At 64.9% G+C, this 14238-nt stretch carries 8 protein-coding genes; 6 read left to right on the top strand and 2 right to left on the bottom strand.

Annotation, left to right across the window (positions count from 1 at the left end):
- Positions 1–58 precede the first annotated feature (58 nt).
- The 5 genes from AB4Y79_RS04650 to AB4Y79_RS04630 all read left to right on the top strand — a co-directional run bounded on the left by AB4Y79_RS04650 (position 59) and on the right by AB4Y79_RS04630 (position 7900).
- On the top strand, positions 59–982 hold the full coding sequence (locus AB4Y79_RS04650; protein ID WP_441859168.1) for an ABC transporter ATP-binding protein: 924 nt from the start codon (positions 59–61) through the stop codon (positions 980–982).
- Positions 982–1875, top strand: coding sequence for an ABC transporter permease (locus tag AB4Y79_RS04645; RefSeq protein ID WP_441859167.1), 894 nt, complete (start codon positions 982–984; stop codon positions 1873–1875). Before AB4Y79_RS04650 ends, AB4Y79_RS04645 begins: the two co-directional genes overlap by 1 nt.
- Positions 1876–2147: 272 nt before the next feature.
- A complete protein-coding gene (locus AB4Y79_RS04640) occupies positions 2148–3554 on the top strand; it encodes an amino acid permease (RefSeq protein WP_441859165.1) in 1407 nt (468 codons plus the stop codon).
- Positions 3555–3574: 20 nt separating this feature from the next.
- On the top strand, positions 3575–4876 hold the full coding sequence (locus tag AB4Y79_RS04635; protein ID WP_441859163.1) for a M18 family aminopeptidase: 1302 nt from the start codon (positions 3575–3577) through the stop codon (positions 4874–4876).
- 294 nt (positions 4877–5170) lie between these two features.
- Entirely contained in the window at positions 5171–7900 is a 2730-nt protein-coding gene (locus AB4Y79_RS04630; RefSeq protein WP_441859161.1) for a WecB/TagA/CpsF family glycosyltransferase, read from the top strand.
- A gap of 41 nt (positions 7901–7941) precedes the next feature.
- Here the strand turns inward: AB4Y79_RS04630 and AB4Y79_RS04625 are convergent, their stop codons facing one another.
- Complete coding sequence (locus AB4Y79_RS04625) at positions 7942–8283, bottom strand: hypothetical protein (protein WP_441859160.1); 342 nt, start codon at positions 8281–8283, stop codon at positions 7942–7944.
- Here AB4Y79_RS04625 and AB4Y79_RS04620 point away from each other — a divergent pair.
- Positions 8273–12715, top strand: coding sequence for a DUF4082 domain-containing protein (locus tag AB4Y79_RS04620; protein ID WP_441859158.1), 4443 nt, complete (start codon positions 8273–8275; stop codon positions 12713–12715). The genes AB4Y79_RS04625 and AB4Y79_RS04620 overlap by 11 nt on opposite strands.
- 141 nt (positions 12716–12856) lie before the next feature.
- On the opposite strand, the gene AB4Y79_RS04615 is transcribed toward AB4Y79_RS04620, so the two are convergent.
- The gene (locus tag AB4Y79_RS04615) at positions 12857–14110 is read right to left on the bottom strand and encodes a hypothetical protein (protein WP_441859156.1); all 1254 of its coding nucleotides are present in this window, start codon (positions 14108–14110) and stop codon (positions 12857–12859) included.
- Positions 14111–14238: the final 128 nt, after the last annotated feature.

The following is a 14238-nucleotide window of genomic DNA, read 5'->3' as shown; positions in this document are numbered from 1 at the left end:
GAGTGAACTCCCACAGAACGCCATCCGCAGCCGCGTGCTGCCGTCAAAAGGACTATTCATGATCGAGGCAAACGGGCTGACAAAGGTCTACGGGGCGAAGACCGCCGTAGCCGGCGTCAGCTTCACCGTCAGGGCAGGGCAAGTAACTGGATTCCTGGGCCCGAACGGGGCAGGAAAATCCACCACCATGCGCATGATCATGGGACTGGACCGGCCGACGTCGGGATCGGTCACAGTGAACGGCCTCCCCTACGTCAAGCACACGGCGCCGCTGCGCCAGGTGGGTGCCCTGCTGGACGCGAAAGCGGTCCACACCAGCCGCAGTGCCTACAACCACCTGCTGGCCATGGCGGCCACGCACGGGATTCCCAAAGCCCGGGTGCACGAAGTGATCGAGATGACCGGACTCGACACAGTGGCGCGCAAGAAAGCCGGTGGCTTCTCGCTGGGCATGGGCCAGCGGCTGGGCATCGCCGCCGCCCTGCTCGGCGACCCGCAGACACTCATCCTTGACGAACCGGTCAACGGGCTGGACCCGGAAGGCGTGGTCTGGGTGCGGAACCTGGTCCGTTACCTCGCCGGGCAGGGACGCACCGTGTTCCTTTCCAGCCACCTCATGAGCGAGATGTCCCAGACCGCCGACCACCTCATCGTCATCGGCCGCGGCCGGGTGATCGCCGATGCTCCCATCCGCGACATCATCACCGGCAAGGGCCAGGCACGCGTCCGCGTCCGCACCGACCAACCTGACCGGCTGTACCAGCTGCTTGCCGGCCGCGGTGGCTCCATCGAGGTTCCGGAACGTGAACTGCTGGAAGTAACCGGCCTGGAGCCCAAGGCAATCGCCGCGGCGGCCCTGGAGAACCAGGTCATGGTCTACGAACTCACGCCCCTCACGGCCAGCCTCGAGGAAGCGTACATGGAACTGACCAAGGACGACGTCGAATACCACTCCCTGCCCGCTGCGGAGGTAAGCAAATAATGAGCGCCATGACCACAGAATCCACAGCTTCGCCCGAACCGGCATCGTCCTCCGCAGACCACAGCCGCGGCGGCCACGGGAAATCCCTGCCCGGTCCCACGTTCCTCCGGGTGCTCAACTCGGAGATCATCAAGTTCCGGAGCCTGCTCTCAACGTTGATCCTGCTCGCCGCCACAGCAGTTGTGGTGGTGGGCTTCGGTGCGCTGTCCGCATGGGGCACCGGCCAGTTTGCCAGTGCGGCCACGCGGGATCCGCAGGCGGCTGTGCGGGCGGCTTCCCAGGGCGGTGACCTCGCCATCAGCGTGCCCACTTCGGGTATCGCCTTCGCCCAGCTGATCCTTGGGTCCCTGGGCGTGCTCTTGATGAGCTCGGAATTCACCACCGGCATGGCGCGGTCCACGTTCGCGGCGGTGCCCAAGAGGCTGCCCGCGTTCACGGCCAAACTGGTAGTGGTCATGGTGGTCTCCTTCGCGGTCACGGCTCTCTCCACCTGGGTGGCCGGACTGGTGGCGGTTCCCATCCTGGACAACTACGGACTGAAGCTGGACCTGGCAAGTTCCGAATCCGTGAAACTGCTCCTGGTCAACAGCATTTACGTGGCAGCCGTAGCCGCGATCGGCATGGCCCTGGGCACGCTGCTCCGGAACTCGGCCGGCGGCATCATGAGCCTGGTGGGCATCTTCTTCGTGGCACCCATCGCTTTTCAGCTCATTCCCGGCGATTTCTTCAAGGAAGCCAGGAAATACCTGCCCGGCAACACGATTGAGCCGCTGACGGCGGCCCAGCGCGTGCCGGAAACCCTCGAAGCATGGCAGGCGGCCCTGGTCCTGGGCGCCTGGGTGGTGATCCCCGTGCTGATCGCCGCCGTCCTGCTCAAGCGCCGGGACGTGTAGGGGGTTATGCTGCGCCGGCTAGCCGGACGTGGCCGTCGCGTGGTTTCAGGCACATTACAAAAGTGCCTGGCAGGAAACTTTTTTTGCCTATTGTGGTTCCTGCTTGGAGGGCCGTCCTGTTGGGCGCAACCAGATCTGTTGGAGTGCACAAAGCATGGCGCATAATGGCGGACCTAGGGTGAAACGGCGATGTGGTGCACCACACGGTCCGCCGATGGTGCATCAACGAACGTCGCACACTCTCTGCAATTTCCCAACAGGACGGCACTTCCATGCATGCTGACCAGCAACTCTCAAAGTCCCTGAAACCCAGGCACCTGTCCATGATCGCCATTGCCGGCGTGATCGGTGCAGGGCTCTTCGTCGGCTCGGGGGCCGCGATCCAGCAGGCCGGCCCGGGCATCCTCGTCGCATACGCAGCCGCTGGCCTGGTGGTCATCCTGGTGATGCGCATGCTGGGGGAGATGGCCGCTGCGAACCCGGAGACGGGTTCCTTCTCCACCTATGCGGACAAGGCATTGGGCCGCTGGGCCGGATTCAGCATCGGCTGGCTCTACGCCTGGTTTTGGATCATTGTCCTGGGCATCGAGGCCACCGCAGGTGCGGCCATCATGCACCGGTGGGTGCCAGGCATCGACCAGTGGGTCTGGGCCCTTGCCCTCATGGTGCTGCTGACCCTGACCAACCTCGGCTCGGTGAAGTCCTACGGCGAGTTCGAGTTCTGGTTCGCGTCCATCAAAGTGGCCGCCATCGTCCTGTTCCTGGTCTTCGGCGCCGCCGCCATCCTGGGACTCATCCCCGGCGTTCCGGCTCCCGGCCTGAGCAACCTGGTCAACAATGGGGGATTCATGCCCAACGGGCCGGGCGCCGTCCTGGCCGGCATCCTCGTGGTGGTCTTCTCCTTCTTCGGCGCCGAGATCGCCACCATTGCCGCCGGCGAATCCGAAAACCCCGTGGACGCCGTGAAGAAGGCCGTGAAGTCCACCGTGTGGCGCATCCTGGTGTTCTACATTGGCTCAATTGCCGTGGTGGTCACCCTGCTGCCCTGGAACTCAGCCTCCGTCGCCAAGAGCCCCTACGTTGCTGTCATCGAACTCTTCGGCATCCCCGGCGCCGGAACCATCATGGACGTCGTGGTCCTGACCTCCGTCCTGTCCTGCCTCAACTCCGGGCTCTACACCGCAAGCCGTATGCTGTTTTCGCTCTCCACCCGAGGCGACGCTCCGCGCTCATGGATGCGGATCTCCCGGCGCGGTGTTCCCGCCGCGGCCGTGCTCGCCTCCACGGTGGTCGGTTTCATCACGGTGGGCCTGAACTACATCGCCCCGGACACGGTATTCCTCTTCCTGGTCAACACCTCCGGTGCCATCGCCCTGTTCGTCTGGCTGGTCATCTCCGCGTCCCAGCTGATCCTCCGCCGCCGGATGGGCGCCGCAGCACAGGACCTGCAGCTGAAGATGTGGCTGTTCCCGTACCTCACCTGGGCAGCCATCGTCAGCATCGTGGCCCTGCTCATCGGCATGGTGATCGTGGAATCAACCCGCGAATCACTGCTGCTCTCCATCGCATTGGCCGTGGTGGTGGTTGCCGTGGGCGTGCTGCGCTACCGGCGCAAGGACGCGGCAACGGCAACGGAACCGGCCGTGGCATCCGAGGCCGCCGCGGCACCAGCGGAGTAGGCCGCACTAGACTCGGGACCATGCCTTTGACTTCCTCTGCCGCAGACCACATCCAGGACCTTGGCGCCTATGTCAGCGCATCGCCGTCGAGCTTTCACGCTGCCCATGAAGGCGGCCGGCGGCTGGAGGAAGCCGGCTTCCTCCGCCTGGACGAGCTGCAGCCGTGGGAGGGCGGGCCCGGCTCCTTCTTCATGATCCGCGACGGCGCCCTGATCGCCTGGGTGGTTCCCGAAGGAGCCGGACCTGCCACCGGCTTCAACATCCTCGGCGCGCACACCGACTCGCCGTCCTTCAAACTCAAGCCGAAGCCCACCACAGGCGCCCACGGCTGGCTCCAGGCCGGGGTAGAGATCTACGGCGGGCCCCTGCTCAACTCCTGGCTGGACCGTGAGCTGCGGCTCGCCGGCCGGCTGGTGATGCTCGACGGCACGCAGCACCTGGCCGCCACCGGGCCGCTGCTCCGCTTCCCGCAGCTGGCCATCCACCTGGACCGGGCCGTGAACGACGGGCTCGCCCTGGACAAACAGCGCCACATGAACCCGGTGTGGGGCCTGGGAAACCCCACGGATTCGGACCTGCTGGGCGTCCTGGCCGCGTCCGTTGACGGTGCGTCCATCGATCCGGCAGGCATTGGCGGGTACGACGTCGTCATAGCGGACACGCAGGCGCCTGCGGTTTTCGGGGGCAAGGGGGAGTTCTTCGCGTCAGGGCGGCTGGACAACCTTTCGGCCACGCACGCCGGGCTGGTGGCCCTGATTGCCCATGCGGGATCCGCAGCCGACGGCGGGCCGATTGCGGTCCTCGCCGCGTTCGACCATGAGGAAATCGGCTCCAACTCGCGCTCCGGTGCCTGCGGGCCCATCCTTGAGGACGTGCTGGTGCGCATCTCGGACGGCCTTGGCGCAACGGCGAGCCAGCGACGGCAGGCCCTGGCGGCGTCGTTCTGCCTGTCAGCCGACGCCGGGCATGCGGTCCACCCCAACTACGCCGAGCGGCACGATCCCGCCAACCATCCTGTCCTCAACGGGGGACCGCTGCTGAAGATTAACGCCAACCAGCGCTACGCCACTGACGCCTTCGGCGCGGCGTTTTGGGCCCGGCTCTGCGGCGAAGCGGGCGTGCCCTACCAGGAATTCGTCTCCAATAATGTGGTGCCCTGCGGTTCCACCATCGGACCGCTCACGGCCACGCGGCTGGGGATACGGACCGTGGACGTGGGCGTGCCGCTGCTGTCCATGCATTCCGCACGGGAGATGTGCGGAGCGGAGGATCCCCTCCGCCTTGCCGCCGTCTCGGAGCTGTTCTTCCGCACCCCGGCATAGCCAGGCAGTTTGTGGCACCACAAAGGTTCGTGCGGGTACCCACATAGGTCGCCTTCCGGACTCCGGTTAGGGGGTTCCCCCGGCCTACGGTGGGGAAACACGGATGCCGTTGGGTGTCCGGCCCACGGTTCCGGGCCGGGTGCCAGGTCCTCGCAGTCCTGCCAACCGATGGCATCCGTCGACAACTGACAGATGCGACAGGTGCCGTGCCGGGTGACCGGTGCGTGGCTGAAACGGGGAGTGCAGGCCCCTTTTCCGGCCGACGTGCTCCTGCGCTTTGACCATGGAGCCGGAATGACATCTGCACTTGGACGCCTGCCCCGCCGCATCCACAAACTGGGGATGGCCGGGTTGGTGGCGCCGCGGGGAACAGCAGCCCTTCCGGGCCCACGGAAACGGGCCGTCACGCTCGGCGGCGTCAGGGTGGACCTGATGAGCCGTGAAAACGCCCTCGCAGCCATTAGGGAACGCGCCGCAGGCAACGCCGAAGTCCCCTTGGGTGTGCTGTCGGCGAACCTGGACCACGTTAACCACTTCGGGGCGGGCAGCCGCTGGGAAGGAACGCTGGGAGTACCGTCGCTGGAGTGGCTGGCCCTCCTGGATGGGGCCCCGCTGGTGGCCAAGGCGGAGGAACTCACAGGCCAGCGGTGGCCGCGCCTTGCGGGGAGTGACCTGATCGGGCAAATACTCGATGACGCCGCGGCACAGGGGCGGTCCGTCGGGTTCCTGGGCGGCAGTCCGGAAGCGCAGCAGTTGGTTGCCGCCCGGCTTGAAGCAGAGCGGCCGTCCCTGCGCGTGGCCGGGTGGTGGGCTCCGGGCCGCCACGTGCTCACTGATGCCGCCGCCGTCGCGGAATTGTGTGCGGACATCCGGGCTGCGGGGGTGGACATCCTGGTGGTGTGCCTGGGTAAACCCCGGCAGGAACTCTGGATCCGCGAGTACGGGGAGCTGACCGGGGCCAAGGTCCTCCTTGCGTTCGGGGCAGTCATCGATTTCCTGGCCGGCCACATCCGGCGCGCTCCGGTCCAGATCAGCAACATGGGCCTGGAATGGGCCTGGCGGCTGGCCATGGAACCCCGGCGGCTTGCCAAACGGTACGTCGTGGAGGGGCCGGAGGCCTACCTGAAGCTTCGCCGGCACAGTTTGGACGGTGCGCCGCAGGCGACCTCGGGCGATGTCCCTGAAGCCGATTCCGGTTCCCTTCACGGGGCCCGTGCCGCGGCAGACGGCTTCACCCCCACCGACGAACACGCCGACGTTGCCGCGCTGGTGGTGACCTACAACAATGGTGCGGACGTGTGCGGGCTGTTGGAGAGCCTCAGGCTCCAGACCCGGGAGCAGTCCATCAAAGTGGTGGTTGCGGATAACTCGCCGAACCCGGAGACGCTTTCCTGCCTGCAGGAGTTTCCGGGTGTGGCCGCCTTCGCCACCGGGGGAAACCTCGGGTACGCGGGCGGCATCAATGCTGCGTGTTCGAGAGCGGGAAGTGCGGATGCGTACTTGGTCCTCAATCCGGACCTCAGGCTCTGCCCGGGAGCGGTCCTGGCTCTGCGGAAGTCCATGGAGAGCACCAGCGCGGGAGTGGTGGTGCCCTTGTTGCGTGACGATGATGGAAGCGTCTACCCCTCGCTGCGCCGGGAGCCGAGCATCTCGCGCGCGCTGGGCGACGCCCTGCTGGGAAGCAGGTTCCAAGGACGTCCGGGGTGGCTGACGGAGATGGACTTCGACGCCGAAAGCTACGCCCACCCGCACAAAGTGGACTGGGCCACCGGGGCCGCGCTCTTGATCCGCTCCGACATCGCGGAGCAGGTTGGCGGCTGGGACGAGTCCTACTTCCTGTACTCGGAAGAGACGGACTACCTGCACCGCGTCCGGGAGCTCAAGGCCGCCGTCTGGTTCGAGCCCCTTGCAGCCATGGTCCACTCCCGTGGCGCGTCCGGGAGCTCGCCGTCCCTCGATGCGCTCATGGGGGCGAACCGGATCCGCTATGTCCGCAAATTCCATCACGGAAGCTACGCCCGCACCTTCCGTGCCGCCGTCGTTCTTTCTGCCCTGCTGCGGGCACCGCTGCCGGCCCACCGGGGAATCCTGGGACTGATCGCGAGGGAGTCCCGGTGGGCCGACCTGCCCCACGCCGTTGCCTATCCGGGCCGCCCGGAGCAGGAAGGGGACTTTCCCTCCGGCACGGTCATCATTCCGGCCCACAATGAAGCCTCGGTCCTCGGACGGACGCTGGAAGCACTCAAGGGGCCCCTCGCCGGCGGAAACGTGGACGTGGTGGTTGCCTGTAACGGATGCACCGACGGGACAGAGGCCGTGGCCGGTGCCGTGCCAGGCGTCCGGGTGGTCACCGTGGAAGAGGCGTCCAAGACCGCTGCCCTCAACGCCGGCGACCAGGCCGCCGGCCGGTGGCCGAGGCTGTACGTGGACGCCGACATCGTGGTACCGGCGGCAGCGCTGCGTGCCACATTGGAGGCACTTTCCGACGACGACGGGCCCTTGTGCGCCCGGCCCGCCTTCGCTTACGACACGGCCGGCGCCACGTGGGCAGTCCGCGCCTACTACCGGGCACGAAACCGGCTTCCGCAGGCATCGGCGTCGATGTGGGGGGCAGGCGTCTATGGCCTGAGCCGCAAGGGACACGACCGGCTGGGTGAATTCCCGCCCGTCACGGCCGACGACTGCTACATCGACCGGATGTTCGAGGCCTCGGAGAAAGCAACCATTGCCTGCCCGCCGGTGACTGTCCGTACACCGCGGACGGGCAGGGCTCTGCTCGCCACCCTCAAGCGCGTGTACCGGGGGAATTCCGAACTCCGCGATGTTCCGGGTGCCCATGCACGCAGGACCCTGCGGCAACTGGCGCACTCAATCAAGGGTCCCCGCTCCGCAATGGATGCCGCGGTATATGCCGCCTTCGCCCTTGCGGGCCGTGCAGCCCGACGCCGAAAAAGCCCCGCCTGGGAGCGGGACGACAGCAGCCGCAATTATAAATTGCAGTCGTGGGGAGTGGGCTCGGGTTGAATTCCCGGAATTACCCTGGCGAAATTTCATTCCCGCATTCCTCAATGGCCGCCTATTCCTTGGTTCGGGTAGTGCAGGCACCTGGCGCCCAAATGGCTATTAACGTCTCGAATTGGAGTTAAAGTGTTTGCAAAATCAAAGCCCGTTGAAGGCAGGCTGCGTGCGGCAGCAAGTTTTTCCGTACTGTTCCTTATCGCAGCGATGTTGTCATTCAGTTCCACGCTTTCCCAGGCACCAGCGGCCCACGCCGACGCCTGCACACCCCCCGTTGCCAGCGCCGTCGCCTGTGAAAACTCACTGCCCGGCACGCCCTCCTCAGACTGGGAGGTTTCCGGATCCGGCGACGCGTCCATCCAGGGGTTCGGAACGGCGATGAGCGTCAACCTGGGCGAATCCATCAGCTTCAAGATCAAGACCACCGCCAGCGCCTATCACATCGACATTCTTCGGTTTGGCTACTACCAGGGAAACGGGGCCCGGAAGATCGCCGCCAGCATTCCCCTGACGGCGAAGCTGCCCCAGACCCAACCCGCTTGCCTGACCCAGTCCGGAACGGGCCTGGTCGACTGTGGAAACTGGGGAGTTTCGGCGTCCTGGACAGTCCCGGCGTCCGCTGTCTCGGGCGTGTACTTCGCCCATCTGGTCCGGAACGATACCGGCGGGGACAGCATGATTCCCTTCGTGGTCCGCAATGACGCCGGCAAGAGCGGCATCGTGGTGCAGACGTCCGACACAACGTGGCAGGCCTACAACACCTACGGCGGCAACAGCCTCTACCAATGCACTGTGGCGTGCCCCACCGGCAATCCGCAGGCCTACAAGTCGGCGTTTAAGGTCTCCTACAACCGGCCGTTCCTTTCCACGGGCGACCAAGGCCACAGCTGGCTGATGGACACCGAATACCCGATGATCCGCTTCCTGGAGGCGAACGGCTACGACGTCAGCTACATGAGCGGCCTGGACACGGCGACGCGCGGCACCCTGCTGCTCAACCACAAGATGTTCATGTCCTCCGGACACGATGAGTACTGGAGCGGAACACAGCGAACCAACGTGGAGGCCGCCCGGAACGCAGGAGTCAACCTGGCGTTCTTCAGCGGCAACGAAGCGTTCTGGCGCACCCGCTGGGAGGCCTCGATCGATGGCAGCCAGACATCCGGCCGCACACTGGTCTCGTATAAGGACACCCACTACAACACGCCCGTAGACCCCGTGGAATGGACCGGTACCTGGCGCGACCCGCGCTTCGGCACGTCAACCGGTGGCGGGAACCCCGAGAACGCGCTGACCGGCCAGTTCTTCCTGGTCAATTCCGGCTCCGCGGACATCAAGGTCCCCGCCCAGTACGCGGGGATGCGGCTCTGGCGCAACACTGCGGCCGCCAAACTGACGGGAACCCAGTCACTCACCCTCGGAAGCGGCCTGGACACGCTGGGTTACGAGTGGGACATCGACGCCGACAACGGTTTCCGGCCCGCCGGCGCGTTCAAATTGTCCGCCACCACCGTTTCCGTGCCCGAGGCGTTCACGGACTACGGCAGCACCACCGCCGCGTCCAGCCAAACACACAACCTGATCATGTACCGCGCTCCCAGCGGCGCGCTTGTCTTTGGCGCAGGCACGGTTCAATGGGCCTACGGCCTGGACAACTTCACCATTCCCAACAGCACGCCCGACAAGAACATGCAGCAGGCCACCGTCAACCTGTTCGCCGACATGGGCGTCCAACCAACCACCCTGATGACGGGACTGGTGGCCGCGTCAAAGTCCACCGACACCACCAGCCCGGTATCGGCCATCACATCGGGCCTGAACGGCCAGACCCTGGCCGACGGCTCCAGCGTCACCGTCTCTGGAACGGCGTCCGACGCCGGCGGGGTGGTCGCCGGCGTCGAAGTATCCACCGACGGTGGAACCACATGGCACCCGGCAACCGGCACCACCAACTGGTCCTACACATGGACTGTCCACGGCAGCCCGGCGGTGGCTGTGAAGACCCGCGCCACGGATGACTCAGGGAATATCGAGGTGCCGGGGTCCGGGGCCTCGGTCAACGTTTCGTGCCCGTGCTCGATCTTCGGGTCCAGCATGATCCCCGACACGCCGGATTCCGGTGACGGGGGAAGCGTGGAAGTGGGGATGAAGTTCACCGCCCAGAGCGCTGGAACCGTCACCGGCGTCTCCTTCTACAAGTCAAGCCTGAACAAGGGAACGCACGTCGGCAGTTTGTGGACATCGGGTGGAACGCGGCTGGCCACGGCAACGTTCACCGGCGAGACGGCAACAGGCTGGCAAACGGTCAACTTCGCCACCCCAGTGGCCATCACGGCAAACGCCACCTATGTGGTCTCCTACTTCGCTCCGCAGGGACACTATGCGCAGGCTGCCGGCTTCATGTATCCAAACCCGTCGCCCATGCCCGCCGGACACTCGTCCCTGGACAGCGGCGTGCTGCACGGGCTGAGAAACACCCCCAGCTCGGGCAACGGCGTCTACACCTACGGGGCCAGCAGCGTATTCCCCCAGTCCTCCTACAACGCCGAGAACTACTGGGTGGACGTCAAGTTCGTTCCGTCGGCGTCAGTGCCGCCGGCAGTCTCGTCGACTGACCCCGCCAATGCCGCCACCAACGTCGCCATCACCAAGGCGCCGTCAGCCACCTTCAACCAGGCCGTCACGGCCGGCAGCATCACCTTCACGCTGAAGAAGCCGGACAACACGGCAGTGGCGGGCAACGCCGCCTACAGCTCAGGCACCGTCACTTTCACCCCCTCTGCCGCGCTGGCCTACAACACCACGTACACGGCGACCGTCAGCGGTGCAACCAATGCGGCCGGGCAAACAATGGCCAGCCCCTACAGCTGGACGTTCACCACCGGGGCACCGCCTCCCGCTCCGGCCGTCAGCAGCACATCGCCGGCAAACCAGGCCACCGGAGTGCCCACCTCCGCGGCCCCGGCAGCCACCTTCAACCAGGCAGTGGTGCCCACCTCAGTGGTCTTCAGCGTGCTGGATCCGTCCCGGAACACGGTGCCGGGGACAACCAACTACAACTCCGCAACCAACACCTCCACCTTTGTGCCCGGCAGTCCGTTGGCGTACAACACCACCTACACGGCAACCGTCAGCGGTGCCACGAACAGTTCCGGCCAAGCGATGGCAAGCCCGTACTCCTGGACGTTTACCACCGCAACCGCACCCGTTCCGCCCGCAGTGACGTCAACGTTGCCGGCAGATAAGGCGACGGCGATCGGCGTGAACACGGCACCAAGCGCCACGTTCAACCAGGTGGTCACCGCCAGCAGCATTACCTTCACACTGCAGGCCGGAACCACCAATGTGGCGGGTGCCAGCAGTTACTCAGGGAACACCGTGACGTTCACGCCGGGCTCCGCCTTGGCCTACAACACCACGTACACGGCGACCGTCAGCGGGGCGACAACCGCGTCGGGCCAGGCAATGACAGCGCCATACAGTTGGACCTTCACCACAGTGGCGCAGCCCACGGCCAATTGCCCATGCAGCGTGTTTGCCTCGAATGCACTGCCCGGAACGATTGACCAGCCGGACGGATCTTCGGTTGAACTCGGGATGAAATTTCGCTCGGACATCGCCGGAAATGTCACTGGTGTCCGGTTCTACAAGAGTTCCCAGAACACCGGGACGCATACCGGAAAGCTGTGGACGACCGGAGGGCAGTTGCTGGCCAGCGTGACCTTTACCGGAGAGTCGGGGTCGGGCTGGCAGCAGGCAAACTTCTCCACACCGGTGGCCATCCAGGCCAACACGACCTACATCGTTTCGTACTACGCGCCCAACGGCCACTACTCGGCAGACGGAGCGTTCTTTACGAAGGGCGTGGACAACTACCCGCTTCATGGCCTGGCCAGCGGGGTGGACGGACTCAACGGCGTGTACCGGTACGGCACGTCCGCGTTCCCTTCCAGCAGCTACAACAACGCCAACTACTGGGTTGATGTGGTGCTGAACGGGTCCTCGTCGGTCAGTGTTCCCACGGTGTCGTCCACCTCGCCGGCCGCCAGTGCCACCAACGTCGCCACCACCACCACGGTGAAGGCGACGTACGACAGGGCAGTTGACCCAAGCACCGTGGCCTTCAACGTCAAGGACGCTGCCAACACCAACGTGCCGGGCACCCTCAGCTATGACACGTTGACCAACAGCTCGGTGTTCACCCCCGCCACCGCGCTGGCCTACAGCACAACATTCACGGCGACGGTATCCGGAGCCACCGGAAGCAACGGACAGGCCATGGCATCGCCGTACACCTGGTCGTTCACGACAGCCCCGCAACCAACAGCCGGCTGCCCGTGCAGCGTCTTCGCACCCACCGCCGTTCCATCCACCGTCACCGCCCAGGACAACTCATCGGTGGAACTGGGCATGAAGTTCACCGCTGACACCAACGCCACCGTCACGGCGGTCCGTTTCTACAAGGGACCGCAGAACACGGGTACGCACGTTGGCAAGCTCTGGACCTCAGGCGGCCAGCTGCTGGGATCGGTAACGTTCACCAACGAGGGCGCCTCGGGATGGCAGCGGGCAACGTTCGCGACGCCAATTCCGATCAGCGCCAATACGGTCTACGTGGTTTCGTACCTGGCGCCCAATGGGTATTACTCGGCGGACGGCGCATTCTTCGCCGGCAAGTCAGCGGACAGTGGCATCCTCCACGGTTTGGCGGACGGTACCAGCGGTCCTAATGGCGTCTATGCCTACGGCGCAGGAGGGTTCCCCAGCAACACCTGGAACGCCACCAACTACTGGGTGGATGTGGAAGTCACCACCCCCTAGCAGGCGGGCATAGCAGGGAGGGCAGCTCGAGGGCCCGCGGCGCAATCCGGCGTCGCGGGCCCACCCCTGCCAGGGCTGCATGGAAAGTGTCCTGACGCTTGGCCCATGGAGTTGTTTTCCCCGAGGCCGGGGAACGGGGCCTCAGCCAAGACCGCAGGTGTTTCCACCATTGAGTCGGTAGATGTGCACCGCATTGGCGTCGCTGAAGGTATCCGTAAAGCTGTGGTTCGCCACGGGCACTGAACGGTTTTCGTCCAGTACGTCTGCCTGGTTTGGTCCGCCGCAGCGGACAGAGAAGGTCACCGATTGGGGGCCTTGACGCGTAGACGCCGCCAGAACATAAAAGTGGCCAGCGCTGGCTTTCACGGAAAAGTCGATGTCCTTGCTGCTTGCGGTTACCAGCCCTGTTACCGAGCCCGTATTAAGCGCCGGAGCCAGTTTGGTGATCAATTGGTTCACGGCGGTTACCGTGGGACGGATGGCGGTGCCGCATTCATCCCGCAGCACGTGCTGGGACTGGCACTGGCCGCCAAAATTGTGGTTGAAATAGACGATTCCCCGGGCGCCGTGGATGATGCTGCTCCACACCGCGGACCGAAGCTGGGCGGGACTGATGGTGAGTGAATCACTTTCGGAAAATGGGTGGCCCACCTCAACAAACGCCCAGACCGGCTTGGAGCCTGCGGGCTGGACCAGGGACCGTACCCGGTCAACCGTCCAGCCGTAGTGGGCACCGGTACGGCATTCCGCGTCGCTGAGGTCACGCCCGTCGGCGAAAACCGCCCCGCCTTCCACGTGGCTGCAAATATAGGGATCCGTGAACCAATAGTTATCCGCGGAGACGACGTCCTGGTAGCTGTTGACGAATTGGGCGGCCTGCGGATTCTTCAGTTGGAACGTAACGCCCTTGCCGTAATTGGAATACAGCAACGCATGGGGCGGGAATAGTTTCACCAGCGCCTCTTGGATGGTGTAACCACATTCGGACCCGGCGGGGTCGCAGATGACGCCTTCACCCTGGGACTTGCCGGTCCACGTCGCGTTCCCGCCGCCGGCCCACATGTCCACCTCATCGGAGACCACGAACCCGGAAGAACCCGGAACCACGGTGGAGGGGAGGGCATGAAGGCCGCTGCTTCGCACGAGTTCCAGATTCGAGTCATCGGTGAGTTGTACGTAGGTGTTCAGGCCCGCACTGCGATCCGCCGCGATATCCGATTCCTGCAAGACGCTTTCAAACCAAACTCCCAGCGGAAAGAAGTTCTGGCCAGCCGGCAACGATGGCGAGAACCTTCCGTAGAAGTCCGCGCCGCCGTCCACGCCCAGGACACTGATTCCTTGAGGCAGCGGATCTTGAGCTAATCCTGAGGATGCGGAGAAGGCGCTCGACGACATGCATGACGTGCCCAAAAGGCAAGTCAATAGAATTGCGGTTTTCTTGATGGACTTTGTGGAATTACGCATGTCCTGAGCGGTTATTGCTGGTGCTTCGAACAGGGTTTTCATGGTATTTCCTGTCGTAA

The sequence above is a fragment of the Pseudarthrobacter sp. YAF2 genome, from assembly GCF_052113345.1.
GTDB lineage: Bacteria > Actinomycetota > Actinomycetes > Actinomycetales > Micrococcaceae > Arthrobacter.
Note: the sequence above shows the minus strand (reverse complement) of the source record. Positions and strands in the feature narration are given on the sequence as shown.

Bases quoted from the DNA above. Each gene is read 5' to 3' on its own strand.
- AB4Y79_RS04650 (WP_441859168.1), top strand. From the start codon at position 59: ATGATCGAGGCAAACGGGCTGACAAAGGTCTACGGGGCGAAGACCGCC.
- AB4Y79_RS04645 (WP_441859167.1), top strand. From the start codon at position 982: ATGAGCGCCATGACCACAGAATCCACAGCTTCGCCCGAACCGGCATCG.
- AB4Y79_RS04640 (WP_441859165.1), top strand. From the start codon at position 2,148: ATGCATGCTGACCAGCAACTCTCAAAGTCCCTGAAACCCAGGCACCTG.
- AB4Y79_RS04635 (WP_441859163.1), top strand. From the start codon at position 3,575: ATGCCTTTGACTTCCTCTGCCGCAGACCACATCCAGGACCTTGGCGCC.
- AB4Y79_RS04630 (WP_441859161.1), top strand. From the start codon at position 5,171: ATGACATCTGCACTTGGACGCCTGCCCCGCCGCATCCACAAACTGGGG.
- AB4Y79_RS04620 (WP_441859158.1), top strand. From the start codon at position 8,273: ATGAGCGTCAACCTGGGCGAATCCATCAGCTTCAAGATCAAGACCACC.
- AB4Y79_RS04615 (WP_441859156.1), bottom strand. From the start codon at position 14,110: ATGTCGTCGAGCGCCTTCTCCGCATCCTCAGGATTAGCTCAAGATCCG.